Consider the following 15086-nt stretch of genomic DNA (forward strand, 5'->3'; position numbering starts at 1 on the left):
CAGAAAACATTTTATGACAACAGCGCAGATACGGAATGCGATGACCATCGATGTGGAAGATTACTTCCAGGTCTCGGCCTTTGCCCCCCACATCCTGCGCGAGCATTGGGACAGCTTGCCGTGCCGGGTGGAGCGCAACATCGACATCGCACTGGCCTTGCTGAATGAAGGTAACGCGCACGCCACCTTTTTCACCCTGGGCTGGATCGCCGAGCGCTACCCCGCCGTGGTGAGGCGCATCGTGGACAACGGCCATGAAATCGCCAGCCATGGCTATGGTCATCACCGCGTCAGTGATCAAAACCGCAACGACTTCGGCAAGGACATTACACACGCCAAGAAACTGCTAGAGGACATCTCAGGCCGCTCGGTAATCGGCTATCGCGCCCCGAGCTTTTCCATTGGTGCTGACAATCTGTGGGCGCACGACGTGCTGCTGGAGGCGGGTTACCAATACAGCTCCAGCATTTATCCAATCCGGCACGACCATTATGGCATGCCCGAGGCGCCGCGCTTTGCCCACTACCCGCGCGGCCAGAGCGGCGTGCTGGAACTTCCTCCCACCACTGTGGCTCTGCTGGGCCACAACCTGCCGGCGGCAGGCGGCGGTTATTTCAGACTGTTACCCTATCAGGCGTCGCGCTGGCTCATACGCCGTGTCAACCGCCAGGACGGCAAACCCTGCATTTTCTACTTCCACCCGTGGGAGCTTGATCCAGACCAGCCTCGCCAGCAGGGCATCTCGTCAAAAACGCAGTTCCGCCATTACGTCAATCTGACACGCATGGAATCCCGCATTCAGGCGCTGCTACGGGATTTTCACTGGGACCGGATGGATCGCGTGTTCATGAAGGTAGAAACATGAGCGGACGCGCGGCGACCCCAACCTCACTGCAGGTGCGTGCGATGACGCCGGGCGACACCGCACGCTGGGATCAGTTCGTTTTCGGCTGCCCCGCAGCCACATTTTTCCACCGCGCCGGCTGGAAAGAAGTGATAGAACGCGCCTTCGGCCACCGCACCCACTTCCTGCTGGCCGAGGAGAACGGCGTCATCCAGGGCGTGCTGCCGCTGGCAGAAATCGACAGCAGGCTGTTCGGGCATTCATTATCTTCACTGCCGTTTTGTGTATACGGCGGCATCGTCGCCAGCACTGAGCCGGCACGACAGGCGCTGGATGAGGAGGCGCAAATACTGGCTGCAAGTCTCAACGTGGACTTCCTGGAATACCGCAACACCGTGCCTTTCCACACTGACTGGCCGGGCAAGGATCTGTATGTCACCTTCCGCAAGACCATCGATCCGGACGTGGAAGCCAACATGCTCGCCATTCCGCGCAAACAGCGCGCGATGGTGCGCAAGGGTATCAAAGCTGAGCTTGCCAGCGAGATCGACAACAATGTGGAGCGATTTTTTTTCGTGTTCGCTGACAATGTCCACCGCCATGGCACTCCCGCGCTGCCCAAGCGCTATTTCGCTCTGCTGCAAGAAATATTCGGCAGCGATTGCGAAGTGCTGTCGGTGGTCAAGGACGGGCAGGTCTTGAGCAGCGTGCTGAGCTTTTATTTCCGCGACGAGGTACTGCCCTACTACGCGGGTGACACGGTGGCAGCACGCGGTGTTGCCGCCAACGATTTCAAGTACTGGGAGCTGATGCGACGCGCCTGCGAGCGCGGCATCAAGGTGTTCGACTATGGCCGCAGCAAGCGCGGCACCGGGCCGTTCGATTTCAAGAAAAACTGGGGCTTCGAACCGCAGTCGCTGCATTACGAATACCAGTTGCACCGAGCAAAGGCCGTGCCCGACACCAATCCATTGAATCCCAAGTACCGGCTGTTCATCAAGCTTTGGAAGCATTTGCCTCTGTCTGTGGCCAACGCAATCGGCCCGCATATCGTCAGGAATCTGGGGTAGAGCGATGCAAGACATTCTGTATCTCACCCATCGCATCCCCTACCCACCCAACAAGGGCGACAAAATCCGCTCCTGGCATATACTGAAGTACCTGGCGCAGCGTTATCGCGTGCATCTAGGCACCTTTGTCGATGACCCAGATGACTGGCAACACGTGGATACAGTAAAGAAATTGTGCGGAGAGACCTGCTTTGCATTCTTGAATCCGCGCACCGCGCGACTGCGCAGCCTGGGCGCTTTGGCTGGCAGGCGGCCGCTGACGCTGGACTATTATCACAATAGCGGTTTGCAACAGTGGGTAGGCACGGTAATGAAGGAACAGGCCATAGAGCGAGTCCTGGTATTCTCTTCCGCCATGGCTCAGTACGTGACGGGTGCCCGGCAAGCACGGCGCATCATCGACTTCGTAGACATAGACTCGGACAAATGGCGGCAATATGCCGAGAAAAAACCCTGGCCCATGAGCTGGCTGTATCGACGCGAAAGCCGCTCGCTGCTTGGCTACGAGCGACAAGTCGCGCGCGAATTCGACGCATCGCTGTTCGTGTCGCAAGCGGAGGCCGATCTGTTCAAGCAACTGGCGCCGGAAAGTGCGGCCAAGACCAGCTTCTTCAACAATGGGGTGGATGCCGGATATTTTTCACCCTCCCATGAGTATCCCAACCCTTACCCTTCGAATGAAGCAGTCATGGTCTTCACCGGCGCGATGGATTACTGGCCCAATATCGATGCCGTGCAATGGTTTGCGCGGGAAATCCTGCCGGCGGTGCTGGCCAGCAATCCTGATGCGCGCTTTTACATCGTCGGCTCCCGACCCGCACCCCATGTACAGGTGCTCGCAACACTGGCTGGCGTACGTGTGACCGGCGCGGTGCCTGACATTCGTCCCTACCTCGCGCATGCCCGCCTTGCCGTGGCCCCGTTGCGCATCGCTCGCGGCATCCAGAACAAGGTGCTGGAGGCGATGGCCATGGCCAAGCCGGTGGTCGCATCAATTCAGGCGCTGGAAGGTATTGCCGCGAATATCGGAGAAGAAGTTCTGCTGGCACGTGACTGCGAAGAATTTATCGCCACTATTTCGACCTTGCTGCAACACCCCCAAAACAACATTGGCCAGGCCGCAAGAGCGCGAATCCTGGCGGACTACACATGGGAACACAACCTGGAGCGTGTGGATGAATTACTTTCACCGGCACCGGGAGTGACATTGCACAGCACGGCTTCCGCATCAAAACCCATCACGCTTACAACTGCAGGAGTAATGCATGAGTAAACCTGCTGCCACCCACTCCGACAGCACGGCTTCTGCGCACCAGGCCAACAATTGGGCCATCGCCACTCTGCTAGCCATCACTGCTGTGACAGCGCTGCTGCTGCTGTTCTACCAGACTACTTTGTCCACGGTTGCAATTTGGCACCGTTCAGAAACCTTTGCACATGGCTTCCTGATCTTCCCCATCAGCGCTTTATTGATCTGGAGCCGGCGCAAGGAAATTGCATTGCTCGTCCCCCAGCCAGACCTGCGCGGCTTGCCGGTATTACTCCTGTTTGGGTTCGGCTGGCTGCTGGCCTATCTGGCGCGGGTGCTGGTGGTGCAGCAATACGCGCTAGTGGCGATGATTCCGGTGCTGGTGTGGATCATCCTCGGCCTGCGCATCACACGCGCCCTCACGTTTCCACTGGGCTTTCTGTTCTTTGCGGTACCAATGGGCGAGTTTCTCATCCCATACATGATGGATTTCACCGCCGATTTTACCGTTGCCGCACTGCAACTCACTGGCATCCCGGTCTACCGCGAGGGTACTTTTTTTACCATCCCCAGCGGTCAATGGTCGGTAGTGGAGGGATGCAGCGGCTTGCGCTACCTGATCGCCTCACTCACCCTGGGCTGCCTGTACGCCTACCTCACTTACCGCAGCACCAGGCGGCGCATCATTTTCGCTATCCTGTCACTGATCGTTCCGGTCATCGCCAACGGCCTGCGCGCCTACATGATCGTAATGATTGCGCACCTCTCCGACATGAAACTGGCGTTAGGGGTCGACCACTACATCTACGGCTGGGTATTCTTTGGTCTGGTGATGCTGCTGCTGTTCTGGGTTGGCGCCTTCTGGCGCGAAGACTTGCCTCAGGCCAAAGATGACAAGCCTGCCGCAACGCCAACTAACTCGGCACCGTTACCAGTCCGGCGTATCGCCTTGGCCACCCTTGCTGCCGTAGGCATAGCTGCTGTGTGGCCGGGATATACCGCCTACCTGAAAAGCCATGTTCCGCTACCCGTGCCGATCAAGCTCGAAGTTCCTGCCACCAATGGCTGGCGCGCAGACCCGGCGCCTCTGTCCGACTGGCAGCCGGATTATAAAGGCAGCGACGCCAGCCTGACCCAGACTTACCGCAAAGGGCCCAAGGCAGTCAGCCTCTACATTGGCTACTACCTCCATCAGCACGAGGGCGCCGAACTCGTCACATCGACCAATGTCATCGTGCGCCAGAAACACCCCGTCTGGAACAATGTCGGCGAGTCCAAACGCGCCGTCACCGTGGGCAGCCAGCCGCTGCTGATCGTACAGACCAAGCTGCGCTCGCCGACGCTGCGGTTGCTGGTATGGAATTGGAACCACATCGGCGACACTTACACCGTTAACGCTTATTTCGCCAAGCTGCTGGAAGCCAAGGCGAGATTACTGGGCCAGCCTGATGATGCGGCGGCGATCATCCTCTCTTCACCCTACGATGGCGACATGGAGTCCGCTGCAGCAGTGCTGCAGGAGTTCATCGGCGACATGCTGCCTTCCATCGAAACAAACCTGAAACAGGCTGCGGGCGGGTCGTGAGCATGCGACCACCGCTGATCGTTCATGTCATATATAGCCTTGACGTTGGCGGCTTGGAGAACGGTCTCGTTAATCTCATTAATAATATGCCGCGAGACCGGTATCGGCATGCAATTGTTTGCCTGCACAGTTTCACTGATTTTGCGAAGCGCATACAAGGTAGTGATGTACCTATTTATTCTCTGGATAAAAAGCCGGGGAAAGACCTTGGACTGTATGTGCGGCTAGGCCGGTTGTTACGCCAACTCAAGCCGGATATCGTTCATACACGCAATTTGGCCGCACTTGAGGGGCAGGTAGTTGCTGCGATAGCCGTATCTGCCCGCCGCGTGCATGGCGAGCACGGCAGGGAAGTCGATGTTGCAGGGCTCAACATAAAATATAACCTGTTGCGCCGTATGATTCGCCCCTTTGTTCATCGCTACATTGCCGTGAGCCGCGACCTTGAGCAATGGCTTATCGATCAGATTGGTGTCGAGCCATCTCGTATCAAGCAGATATATAACGGTGTGGACAGCCAAAAATTTCGGCCCTGGCGCGTGGAAGATCCCGCGCCGCCTTGGCAGGCACAATTAGCCAATGACCAGCACGTAATTATCGGCTCGGTAGGGCGCATGGCGGTGATTAAAGACCACCTGACACTGGTGCGAGCTTTCATCATGTTAATCCAACAACATCCACAATTACGGGAAACTACTCGTTTAGTGATCGTGGGTGATGGACCCTGCCGCGAAAACTGCGCGCAATTATTGGCAGAGGCGGGGCTCTCCGATTGTGCTTATCTGATGGGCGAGCAGAATGATGTGGCGGAATTGATGCGAGCCATGGATATTTTCGTTCTGCCCTCTCTTGGCGAAGGAGTTTCCAATACCATTCTTGAAGCCATGGCAACCGGCTTGCCGGTCGTAGCAACTCAGGTAGGCGGTAATCCAGAGCTGGTTCAAGCATCTGTGACAGGGCGTTTAATACCTGCCGATGCGCCGCAAGCAATGGCACAAGCCTTGTTTGATTACGTGAATGATGCCCAATTGAGAGTCAGCCATGGCCGCGCGGGGCGTGCCATAATTGAGCATCAATACAGCTTGCCCACAATGGTGAGCGCGTATATGCAGACTTACGATACGGTATTACGATGAAAAAGGGATTCCTGCTAAGTGCCGGCCGGATTCGGCGGGGCATACGGAAATAAAATTATGTGCGGAATTGCCGGCATCTTCGATATTCAAAGGAAATGCGAGATCGATCAGGAAAGCCTGGCGCGCATGAATCAGACCCAGTTTCATCGCGGCCCGGACGAAGGCGGGCTGCACACCGAGCCCGGAGTGGGCTTGGGCCATCGGCGCTTGTCCATCATCGACCTCTCCTCCGGCCATCAACCCTTGTTCAACGAGGACGGCAGCGTCGTCGTAGTATTCAATGGCGAAATCTACAACTTCGTCGACCTGATTCCCGAGTTGCAGGTGCTTGGCCACATCTTCCGCACGCGCTGCGACACTGAGGTCATCGTCCACGCTTGGGAGCAATGGGGCGAGGCCTGTGTCGATCGTTTTCGCGGCATGTTCGCGTTTGCCTTGTGGGATCGCAACCGGGAGACGCTGTTTCTGGCGCGCGACCGCATGGGCGTGAAGCCGCTGTATTACGGATTCGCACAGGACGGCATGCTGATTTTCGGCTCCGAACTCAAAGCCTTGACCGCCTATCCGGCCTGCGGGCGCGAGATTGACCCGTGTGCTATCGAAGAATATTTTGCCTACGGCTATGTCGCCGAGCCGCGCACCATATACAAGAATTCATACAAGCTACCTCCAGGCCACACCCTCGTTATAAAGCGCGGCAAACCCATGCAACAGCCTCGCGAATACTGGGATGTGCCGTTTCAGCCTATTACCGCGATCTCGGAACAGGAAGCGCAAGAAGAGCTGCTGCGCCTGCTGCGTGAATCGATCAAGATCCGTCTGGTATCCGAAGTGCCGCTGGGCGCCTTTCTGTCCGGCGGTGTGGATTCGAGCGCGGTGGTGGCGATGATGGCGGGCTTGTCGAACGATCCGGTGAACACCTGCTCCATTTCCTTCGGCGATCCTGCATTCAATGAATCAGAATACGCCGCGCAAGTCGCCACAAGATATAAAACCAATCACCACGTGGCGCAAGTCGATCCGGATGATTTCGATCTTATCGACAAGCTGGCGGCGATTTACGATGAACCCTATGCGGATAGCTCGGCGATCCCGACCTACCGCGTGTGCGAACTGGCGCGCAAGACTGTCATCGTTGCCTTGTCCGGCGATGGCGGCGACGAGAATTTCGCCGGATACCGGCGCTATCGCTGGCACATGAATGAAGAGCGCATGCGTGGCCTGTTGCCAACTCCCTTGCGCCGACCCTTATTCGGCATGCTGGGCCATTTTTACCCCAAAGCGGATTGGGCACCAAAAATCTTCCGTGCCAAAGCCACGCTCGAAGGCATGGCACGTGATACGGTGGAAGGTTACTTCCACATTATCGCCCTCATGAACAATGAAATGCGCGAGCGCCTGTTCAGCGACAAGTTTAAGTGTGCATTGCAAGGCTATCGTGCTGTAGAAGTTTTTCACCGTCATGATACCAAATCAGGCCGAAGAGACCCGCTCTCGCGGGTACAATATCTCGATATCAAGACCTATTTGGTAGGCGATATTCTCACCAAGGTTGATCGGGCCAGCATGGCGCATGGACTCGAAGTGCGTGAACCATTACTCGATCACAAGCTGGTAGAATGGGCCTCCGGGCTTCCATCAACCTACAAGCAGAATGCTGGCGAAGGGAAATTTATTTTCAAGAAGGCGATGGAGCCTTACCTGCCCAACGATATTCTATACCGCAAGAAAATGGGGTTTGCCGTGCCGCTGGCCAGTTGGTTTCGCGGTGGTCCGCTGAAAGAGAAAGTGCGAAGCGCCGTCCTGGGTCCGGTGCTGGCCCAAACCGGCTACTTTAATGTCGACTATCTGCATGAGTTGGTAGATCAGCATCAATCCGGTTTACGTGATTACAGCACGGCGTTGTGGACGCTGCTGATGTTTGAATCATTTTTGCGCAATCAACAGGTAAGTTAAAGCAAAGTAATGAGTTACCGTATCCTTCACATCCTCGACCATTCCATTCCACTGCACAGCGGCTACACCTTTCGTAGCGCCGCGATTCTGCGCGAGCAGCGCGCGTTAGGGTGGGAAACATTCCATCTCACCAGCGAAAAGCAGATCAATTGTGACGTGCTGGAAGAAGACGTGGATGGGCTCCACTTCTACCGCACACCCAAGCATGCCGGTATCCTAAGTCGGATGCCTGGGCTGAATCCAGCTGCGGTGATGCAAAGTCTGGCACATCGGCTGCGCGAAATGATTGCTATCGTAAAGCCCGATATTCTGCATGCGCATTCTCCGGTGTTGACCGCATTGCCCGCGTTGCGCGTGGGGCATGCATTGGGCCTCCCGGTGGTGTACGAAGTGCGCGCGTTCTGGGAAGACGCAGCGGCAGATCACGGCACGGCCAAAGAGGGCAGCATGCGTTATCGCTTAACCCGCGCCATGGAAACCTACGCCTTCAAGCGTGTCGATGCCGTCACCACGATTTGCGAAGGTCTGCGTAGCGATATCGTCGCGCGCGGCATTCCCTCGGATAAAGTGACGGTGATTCCGAATGCGGTCGATATCGAAAAATTTTCCATCGGCGGCGCGTCGGATGAAGCGCTGAAAGCGCAGCTTGGCCTGGCTGGGGCGCGAGTATTGGGCTTTATTGGCTCGTTCTATGCTTATGAAGGGCTGGATTTGCTGCTAACCGCATTGACGCGCATTCTCGACCAAGCACCTGATGTGCGTGTTTTGTTGGTGGGTGGCGGGCCACAAGATGAGGCGCTGAAACAGCAAGCCCGCCAACTCGGCATTGCGGACAAGGTTGTGTTCACCGGTCGTGTGCCGCACAGCGAAGTGAACCGCTATTACGATTTGGTAGATGTGCTGGTGTATCCGCGCCACTCGATGCGCCTCACCGAATTGGTCACACCGTTGAAACCGCTGGAAGCAATGGCGCAGGGCCGTTTGTTTGTCGCATCCGATGTGGGTGGGCACAACGAACTGATTCGAGATGGCGAAACGGGTGTCTTGTTTAAAGCGGGCGATCCGCAATCACTGGCGGATAAAGTGCTGGGTTTGCTTCAATCAACCGGGCAGTGGCCCGCACTGAAACAAGCGGGCCGCCGATTCGTAGAGACGGAGCGGAACTGGAAAGCCAGCGTAGCGCGCTATCAGGCTGTCTACGGCGGCTTGATGCGATTCCGCGAAGGTGCTCGCGCATGATGCGCGTCGTGATGGCGGGCCCCATGCCTCCCATGATCGGCGGTATGTCCACGGTAATCGACGACATCGCGCGATCCAGCCTGGCGCGTGAAGTGGAATTGGAGTTGTTCGATACTGGCAAGCGCACGCCCGAGGGCCGCTCGCTGATGCAGGCAGTGGGAGCACGTTTCGTACTCTGGCGTGCATGGTGGCAGGCACTGAACTCTGCGCACCACACCTTGGCTCATATTCATACCTGTAGCGGGCTCACCTATTTTCTGGATGGTTCATACGTGTTGCTTGCGCGGCTGCGTGGTGTACCGGTGGTACTGCACGTGCATGGCGCACGCTTCGATGCATTTCTCGATGGACTCTCGCCGCTCGCTCTAGGCATTGCGCGCTTCATTGCGCGGCGCGCGGCACGGGTGGTGGTGCTGTCGGGCGAATGGGAGCAGAAGCTCGAGGTGCGCTTACCCGGCGCACATCTGGCAGTGATCGAAAACGGCGTAACCGAACCGCCACTCATCGAAGCGAGCAAAATCACCGGCGAGATCATCGTGCTGTTCCTGGGTAATTTGTGCCAGCGCAAAGGGGTTTGGGATCTGGTAACTTGCTCCAAGACTTTGCCGCCCGGTGTGCGCCTGGTGCTGGTGGGTGGTGAAGAAGATCCGGGTATTGCCGGGGCGTTGCGTAAACACCTTGCGCACGAGGGCTTGGAAAATCGCGTCGAACTCGTTGGTCCGGCAGTGGGCGAGGCCAAGTTCCGCTGGCTGCGCAGTGCCGATATTTTTGTACTGCCCTCCTACGCCGAGGGCGTGCCGATCTCAATGCTCGAAGCGGCGACAGTAGGGCTACCACTAATCGTTACTCCTGTTGGCGGCATTCCATCGGTGTTGTCCGACGGCGAGCATGCGATATTTGTACAGCCAGGCGATCGTGATGCGCTGGCAAACGCCATTAACCGCTTAGCCGAGGCACCGGCGCTTCGCGCCAAGCTAGGTTCTGCGGCACGTAAACACGTACTTGAGCGGTATGGCATCGAACGTACAGCTCGCAAGTATCTTGATCTCTACCGCGAATTGAGACCGGCATTGTTTTCGTCACAGGAAAGAACAGACAGCGCGGAAGTAAGGGGCTGAAAATGGGATTTTATATTTTGCTTTTCGTACAGACGTTGTTTCCGCTACAGCAGCGGCTCATGAAGCACTCCACCGCTGCAGAAATAAAATGAGAAAAACGGCAATAAATTCGCTGATTGGTGGCTCTATCTACCGTTTGCAGGAGCGACTGCTGCGACGCCCGACGTTTACTTATTTGCGTGAACTGGAGCGCTCACAATGGCTATCGCGTCAAGAAATTGAGCAGCTTCAGTTGCAAAAACTCCAACATCTGCTGAGCGTAGCGGAACAGCATTGTCCTTGGCATGCGGAGCGCATTCAAGCAGCTGAACTCGACCTTTCGTGTCCATTAACGTTTGCGGATTACCAAAAGCTCCCCACCATGAACAAAGCAGATGCGGCTGCTAACCGGGATCAGTTGGTTTGGCGTGGGGCACCGGGTGGTACGTTTCGCTACAACACTGGCGGCTCGAGTGGAAAGCCATTAATTTTTTATTATGGCCGGCAGCGTCAGGCTTCCGATGCGGCGGGGAGGATGCGCGCCCGCCGCTGGTGGGGCGTAGAGCCTGGCGAGCGCGAAGTGTATTTATGGGGCGCGCCAGTCGAGCTCAACAAAACGGATCGCATTAAAACGTTTCGCGACCGACTGGTAAATCAGTTGGTGCTGAATGCATTCAATATGTCACCGATGCAGATGGATGCTTACGCCCAGGCAATTCAATCCTGGCAGCCTCGGTGTATTTACGGCTACGCCAGCTCGGTGGCCTTGCTTGCTGCACATTCAAAGGAACGTAATGTGCGCTTCAAGTTGCCCAGGCTGAGTGTGGTGTGCACCACGGGCGAGCCGCTTTTCCCCCACCAACGGTCACTTATTCAGGAAGTGTTTGGCGTGCCGGTGGCCAATGAATTTGGCAGCCGCGACATCGGCTTCACCGCCCACGAAACGCCGCACGGACAAATGCTGATGATCAGCGAAAGCATTCTATTAGAGGTTCTCGACGCCCAAAACCATCCGGTCAAGCCGGGAGAGGTGGGCGAGGCAGTCATGAGCGGGCTGTGTTCCGAAGCTCAGCCCTTTATTCGCTATCGCACCGGCGACATGGTGCGGATGAGCGAAGAGTCATGCCGCGATGGGCGTGGTCTGCATGTCATCGCCGAAGTGGCGGGCCGCAGCACCGATTTTCTGGTGAAAAGTGACGGCACCATTATGCACGCGCTGGCCGGCATTTATGTGCTGCGTGCCGTGGAAGGCGTGGCCGAATTCAAGCTGATTCAGCACAGGCTGCGCGATTTGGAAGTGTTAGTAGTCCGGAACATGAACTGGCATGAAGAGTCGTTACGCAAAATAGAAATGGGGCTGAAAGAACGAATGGGAGATGACGTGAATATCCGAATTCAACTCGTGGACGACATCGCACCGGAGGCGTCCGGCAAACATCGCTATGTCGTCAGCCATGTTCAACTTGCCGGTGGGTTGGGTATCGCCACATCGGCCGGCGCCGCAAGCTGATGGGAACCGGTATGAATCTTACAACGCTGTTAAGCCTGCCGTTCCGCTATAAACCATGGCGGCCACGCCATCTTCGTCTCATCATGAATGATCTGGCGAGACCGGCTGCGGAAGAACAACAATCGCACCAGGCGCATCTTGCCGGGGCAATCGATTGGCTATGCCGCGCACAAGACGTGCGCGAGGGTCTGCCGGATGCAGGAGGCGTTGCTGCCGGTTGGAGTTTTGAGGATGGCTGGCTGCCGAGTTACCCTGAGACAACCGGATACATCATCGAGACTTTTTTGGCTGCGGCAAAAACTCTTGGCCGGCCGGAATTGGTGTCGCGAGCCCAGCGCATGATCGATTGGGAGCTTTCAATTCAGCAGCAAGATGGTGCTTTCCCTGGTCATTTCGGTGAGGCCGGCAGCCAACCCGTCATTTTCAATACCGGGCAAATCATGCACGGCATGCTCGCCGGTTACCTGCAGCTAGGCCGCAAGGAATGTTTGGAAGCGGCCGTCAAAGCGGGACGGTGGTTACTTCGGCAGCAGGATGTAGACGGTAGCTGGCGAAAATTCGAGCACAATGGCGTACCTCACGTATACAACACCCGGGGCACCTGGGCGCTGGTCGCCACCGGCCTCATCGCTAACGAACCGGAACTGACGCATGCCGCACGGCGTAACCTCGACTGGGCGCTTACCCAGCAGACCCAATCCGGCTGGTTTGCCACCAATGCCTTTACCCCCGACAAGGCACCCTTCACCCATACCATCGCCTATGCAATTCGGGGCTTTTTGGAAAGCGGTGTGCTGCTAGGGGATGAACGTTACCTGTCGGCTGCGCTTGCCGCCGCACGGGGCATTGCCCGCACCCAGCGCAGCGACGGCTGGCTCTCGGGCACCTATGCTGACAACTGGGAGCCGCGCGCGACCTATTGTTGCCTTACCGGCGTGGCCCAGATGAGCCTCAACTGGATACGTCTGGCGCAAGATGGCGACGCGCCCGAACTGCGTGAGCATGCACAGCGCGCAATCGAATACGTAAAGCGCACCCAGCGGCTCGATGATGCGGACGATGCCGTGAAAGGTGGCATTGCCGGATCCTCACCCATTTGGGGAGATTATTCCCGCTTCGAATATCCCAACTGGGCGGCGAAGTTTTTCGCCGATGCGCTGATGATGGACATAAAGGATGAGGCGATTCCGCCTGTTGCCACTCAACTGGCCAAGCAGGGAGAGCAGAGCCATGGCTGATTTATCCGTCATGGTGCTGTGCGGCCGCTCACCGCGGCATCTTTATGTGGCGAATCGGTTATGCGGCGCGGCGAATGTGGTTGCCATCGTTCAGGAGGCAGGCAGCCACTGGACGGCGAAAAAAGTCCTGAAGTTGCTGCGACCGGATAATCTGTGGCGAAAGGTGTGGCGCTGGTTGCGTGATCGCAGGCGCTATACCGGTGGAGGTGAGGGAAAATTCTTCTTCGGTGAAACAGCGCCTCGTCTGGAGCGAGCGGAATTGGTCACCGAGGTACCACACATCAACCATCCCGACATCGTCGAGCTGGCGCGTCGCTTGCAGCCAGATGTGATTGCGGTATTTGGTACATCGCTGATCCGCGGCCCGCTGCTTGACATGGGACGAATCGGCATCATAAATTTGCACGGTGGTCTTTCCCCTGAATATCGCGGTGCAGATTGCACGTTCTGGGCCCTATACAACGGCGAGCCGGAGAAAGTTGGCTGCACGTTGCACTTCATCGACCCGGGCATCGACACCGGCAGGCTCATCGCCCATGTCTGTCCGGAAGTACATGCAGGCGATGGTGAGTTGAAGCTCTTCTGGCGCAGCGTTCGCGACAGCGCGGATATCTACGCCGAAGCGCTGGCCCGTTTAGCCCAGGGCGAGCCGCTGGGTGCGCCACAGCCAAGCAAGGGCACGCTCTATCAGGTCAAGGATCGCGGCTGGCATCATGAGCGGAACGTCACCGAGCAGTTACGCAAAGGACTCCTGCGGGACATCCACTTGCCGAAACGCGTAACGTGGTTCAAGGCAGGAACGGAAACAGCATGAGGGACATCTTTGTCACCACGGTAGTGTTTGGCGCCTTGCTGCTGGTATTCAAGCACCCTCACTATGGAATCTATCTGTGGTCCTGGCTTAGCTACATGAATCCCCACAAGCTGGCATGGGGGTTTGCAACCAGTATTCCATTCGCGCTCATTACCGCAGTGGTCACCTTGGTGGCATACCTACTCTCAAAAGAACCCAAGCACTTGCCGTGGACTCCGGAAACCGCCATGTTGGTCATCTTTCTGGGCTGGATGACGTTCACCACTTACTTCGCATTTTACCCGCAACTTGCGTGGGAGCAGTGGGACAAAGTCTTGAAGATACAGATCATGACGCTGCTGACCGCGATGCTTATAACGGACCGTAAACGCCTGGATGGCTTAGTGTGGGTTATCGCGCTCTCCCTTGCTTTTTACGGCGTCAAGGGCGGAATTTTTACTATTTTGAAAGGCGGTGTGCACCACGTACAGGGCCCGGCAACTTCTTTCATTGGCGGCAACAACGAGTTAGGATTGGCAATAATCATGACAGTTCCATTGCTTCGCTACCTGCACCTGCAGGCACAGAACAAGCTGATTCGTTTGGGGCTAGCGGCCAGCATGATATTGACCGGGCTGGCTGCAATCGGGACACAATCACGCGGCGCCTTGCTTGCTGCAGTTGCCATGGGCGGTCTGCTCTGGCTAAAAAGCCGCAACAAAGCGACCACAGCATTCTATATCATCGCGGCAGTTGGATTGATCGCGGCGATCATGCCACAGGAATATTGGGACCGCATCAACACCATCAAAACCTACGAGCAGGACGCCTCGGCAATGGGCCGCATCAATGCCTGGCATACCGCCTTTAACCTGGCAAAGGATCGCATCACCGGAGGGGGATTCGAAACCTTCCAAGAGCCAACTTTCAGGATGTACGCCCCGGATCCAGAAAATGTGCACTCCGCACATAGTATCTATTTTCAGGTAATGGGCGATCATGGCTTCATTGGCTTGGCCTTGTTCATACTCATTGGCCTGCTAGCATGGCGGACGGGGAGCAAGGTCATCAGGGAATGTCGAAACGATCCGGACCGAAAATGGGCGGTCGATTTGGCGTCCATGATTCAGGTGAGTATGGTTGGTTTTGCTACGGGCGGAGCATTTCTTGGTCTCGCGTATTTCGATTACTACTATCATTTGGTAATTATTCTGGTCTTGACATACCAGATTGCTGTCAAGAACACTTGGGGTACCCTGGAACAGGGTAAGCCTGCCGGCTTCGACGCAGTCCAGACTATCCCCCCAGAGGTATCTCACTCATAAGCGGCGCATCCGCCTGCCATAATGAATACGGAGGCTAGCGGTGT

The 15086-nt window shown here is 56.7% G+C and carries 12 protein-coding genes; all 12 read left to right on the forward strand.

Going from position 1 to position 15086, the window contains the following annotated elements:
- Positions 1–13: 13 nt before the first annotated feature.
- The 12 genes from SCT_RS01200 (at position 14) to SCT_RS01255 (ending at position 15042) form a co-directional block, all read left to right on the forward strand.
- A complete protein-coding gene (locus SCT_RS01200) occupies positions 14–865 on the forward strand; it encodes an XrtA system polysaccharide deacetylase (protein WP_059417967.1) in 852 nt (283 codons plus the stop codon).
- Entirely contained in the window at positions 862–1914 is a 1053-nt protein-coding gene (locus tag SCT_RS01205; RefSeq protein WP_059417970.1) for a FemAB family XrtA/PEP-CTERM system-associated protein, read from the forward strand. The genes SCT_RS01200 and SCT_RS01205 overlap by 4 nt, the downstream gene beginning before the upstream one ends.
- A 4-nt stretch (positions 1915–1918) precedes the next feature.
- On the forward strand, positions 1919–3187 hold the full coding sequence (locus SCT_RS01210; protein WP_059417972.1) for a TIGR03087 family PEP-CTERM/XrtA system glycosyltransferase: 1269 nt from the start codon (positions 1919–1921) through the stop codon (positions 3185–3187).
- Positions 3180–4748, forward strand: a complete 1569-nt coding sequence (xrtA, locus tag SCT_RS01215) for an exosortase A (RefSeq protein ID WP_059417975.1) — start codon at positions 3180–3182, stop codon at positions 4746–4748. Before SCT_RS01210 ends, xrtA begins: the two co-directional genes overlap by 8 nt.
- 2 nt (positions 4749–4750) lie before the next feature.
- On the forward strand, positions 4751–5884 hold the full coding sequence (locus SCT_RS01220; RefSeq protein ID WP_059417978.1) for a TIGR03088 family PEP-CTERM/XrtA system glycosyltransferase: 1134 nt from the start codon (positions 4751–4753) through the stop codon (positions 5882–5884).
- A gap of 57 nt (positions 5885–5941) precedes the next feature.
- Complete coding sequence (locus SCT_RS01225) at positions 5942–7840, forward strand: XrtA/PEP-CTERM system amidotransferase (RefSeq protein ID WP_059417980.1); 1899 nt, start codon at positions 5942–5944, stop codon at positions 7838–7840.
- A 9-nt stretch (positions 7841–7849) separates the two neighbouring features.
- Complete coding sequence (locus SCT_RS01230) at positions 7850–9079, forward strand: TIGR04063 family PEP-CTERM/XrtA system glycosyltransferase (protein ID WP_059417984.1); 1230 nt, start codon at positions 7850–7852, stop codon at positions 9077–9079.
- Complete coding sequence (locus SCT_RS01235; protein WP_059417986.1) at positions 9076–10197, forward strand: glycosyltransferase family 4 protein; 1122 nt, start codon at positions 9076–9078, stop codon at positions 10195–10197. The genes SCT_RS01230 and SCT_RS01235 overlap by 4 nt, the downstream gene beginning before the upstream one ends.
- Before the next feature lie 88 nt (positions 10198–10285).
- Positions 10286–11686 (forward strand): phenylacetate--CoA ligase family protein, encoded by a 1401-nt coding sequence (locus tag SCT_RS01240; RefSeq protein ID WP_059417988.1) that lies wholly within the window; start codon positions 10286–10288, stop codon positions 11684–11686.
- Positions 11687–11697: 11 nt separating this feature from the next.
- The gene (locus SCT_RS01245) at positions 11698–12924 is read left to right on the forward strand and encodes a prenyltransferase/squalene oxidase repeat-containing protein (protein WP_237759542.1); all 1227 of its coding nucleotides are present in this window, start codon (positions 11698–11700) and stop codon (positions 12922–12924) included.
- The gene (locus SCT_RS01250) at positions 12917–13738 is read left to right on the forward strand and encodes a formyl transferase (RefSeq protein WP_059417995.1); all 822 of its coding nucleotides are present in this window, start codon (positions 12917–12919) and stop codon (positions 13736–13738) included. Before SCT_RS01245 ends, SCT_RS01250 begins: the two co-directional genes overlap by 8 nt.
- Positions 13735–15042 (forward strand): putative O-glycosylation ligase, exosortase A system-associated, encoded by a 1308-nt coding sequence (locus SCT_RS01255; RefSeq protein WP_059418000.1) that lies wholly within the window; start codon positions 13735–13737, stop codon positions 15040–15042. The genes SCT_RS01250 and SCT_RS01255 overlap by 4 nt, the downstream gene beginning before the upstream one ends.
- Positions 15043–15086 lie beyond the last annotated feature (44 nt).

The sequence above is a fragment of the Sulfuricella sp. T08 genome (genome assembly GCF_000971475.1).
Taxonomy (GTDB): Bacteria; Pseudomonadota; Gammaproteobacteria; order Burkholderiales; family Sulfuricellaceae; genus Sulfuricella.

Bases quoted from the DNA above. Each gene is read 5' to 3' on its own strand.
- SCT_RS01200 (WP_059417967.1), top strand. From the start codon at position 14: ATGACAACAGCGCAGATACGGAATGCGATGACCATCGATGTGGAAGAT.
- SCT_RS01205 (WP_059417970.1), top strand. From the start codon at position 862: ATGAGCGGACGCGCGGCGACCCCAACCTCACTGCAGGTGCGTGCGATG.
- SCT_RS01210 (WP_059417972.1), top strand. From the start codon at position 1,919: ATGCAAGACATTCTGTATCTCACCCATCGCATCCCCTACCCACCCAAC.
- xrtA (WP_059417975.1), top strand. From the start codon at position 3,180: ATGAGTAAACCTGCTGCCACCCACTCCGACAGCACGGCTTCTGCGCAC.
- SCT_RS01220 (WP_059417978.1), top strand. From the start codon at position 4,751: ATGCGACCACCGCTGATCGTTCATGTCATATATAGCCTTGACGTTGGC.
- SCT_RS01225 (WP_059417980.1), top strand. From the start codon at position 5,942: ATGTGCGGAATTGCCGGCATCTTCGATATTCAAAGGAAATGCGAGATC.
- SCT_RS01230 (WP_059417984.1), top strand. From the start codon at position 7,850: ATGAGTTACCGTATCCTTCACATCCTCGACCATTCCATTCCACTGCAC.
- SCT_RS01235 (WP_059417986.1), top strand. From the start codon at position 9,076: ATGATGCGCGTCGTGATGGCGGGCCCCATGCCTCCCATGATCGGCGGT.
- SCT_RS01240 (WP_059417988.1), top strand. From the start codon at position 10,286: ATGAGAAAAACGGCAATAAATTCGCTGATTGGTGGCTCTATCTACCGT.
- SCT_RS01245 (WP_237759542.1), top strand. From the start codon at position 11,698: ATGAATCTTACAACGCTGTTAAGCCTGCCGTTCCGCTATAAACCATGG.
- SCT_RS01250 (WP_059417995.1), top strand. From the start codon at position 12,917: ATGGCTGATTTATCCGTCATGGTGCTGTGCGGCCGCTCACCGCGGCAT.
- SCT_RS01255 (WP_059418000.1), top strand. From the start codon at position 13,735: ATGAGGGACATCTTTGTCACCACGGTAGTGTTTGGCGCCTTGCTGCTG.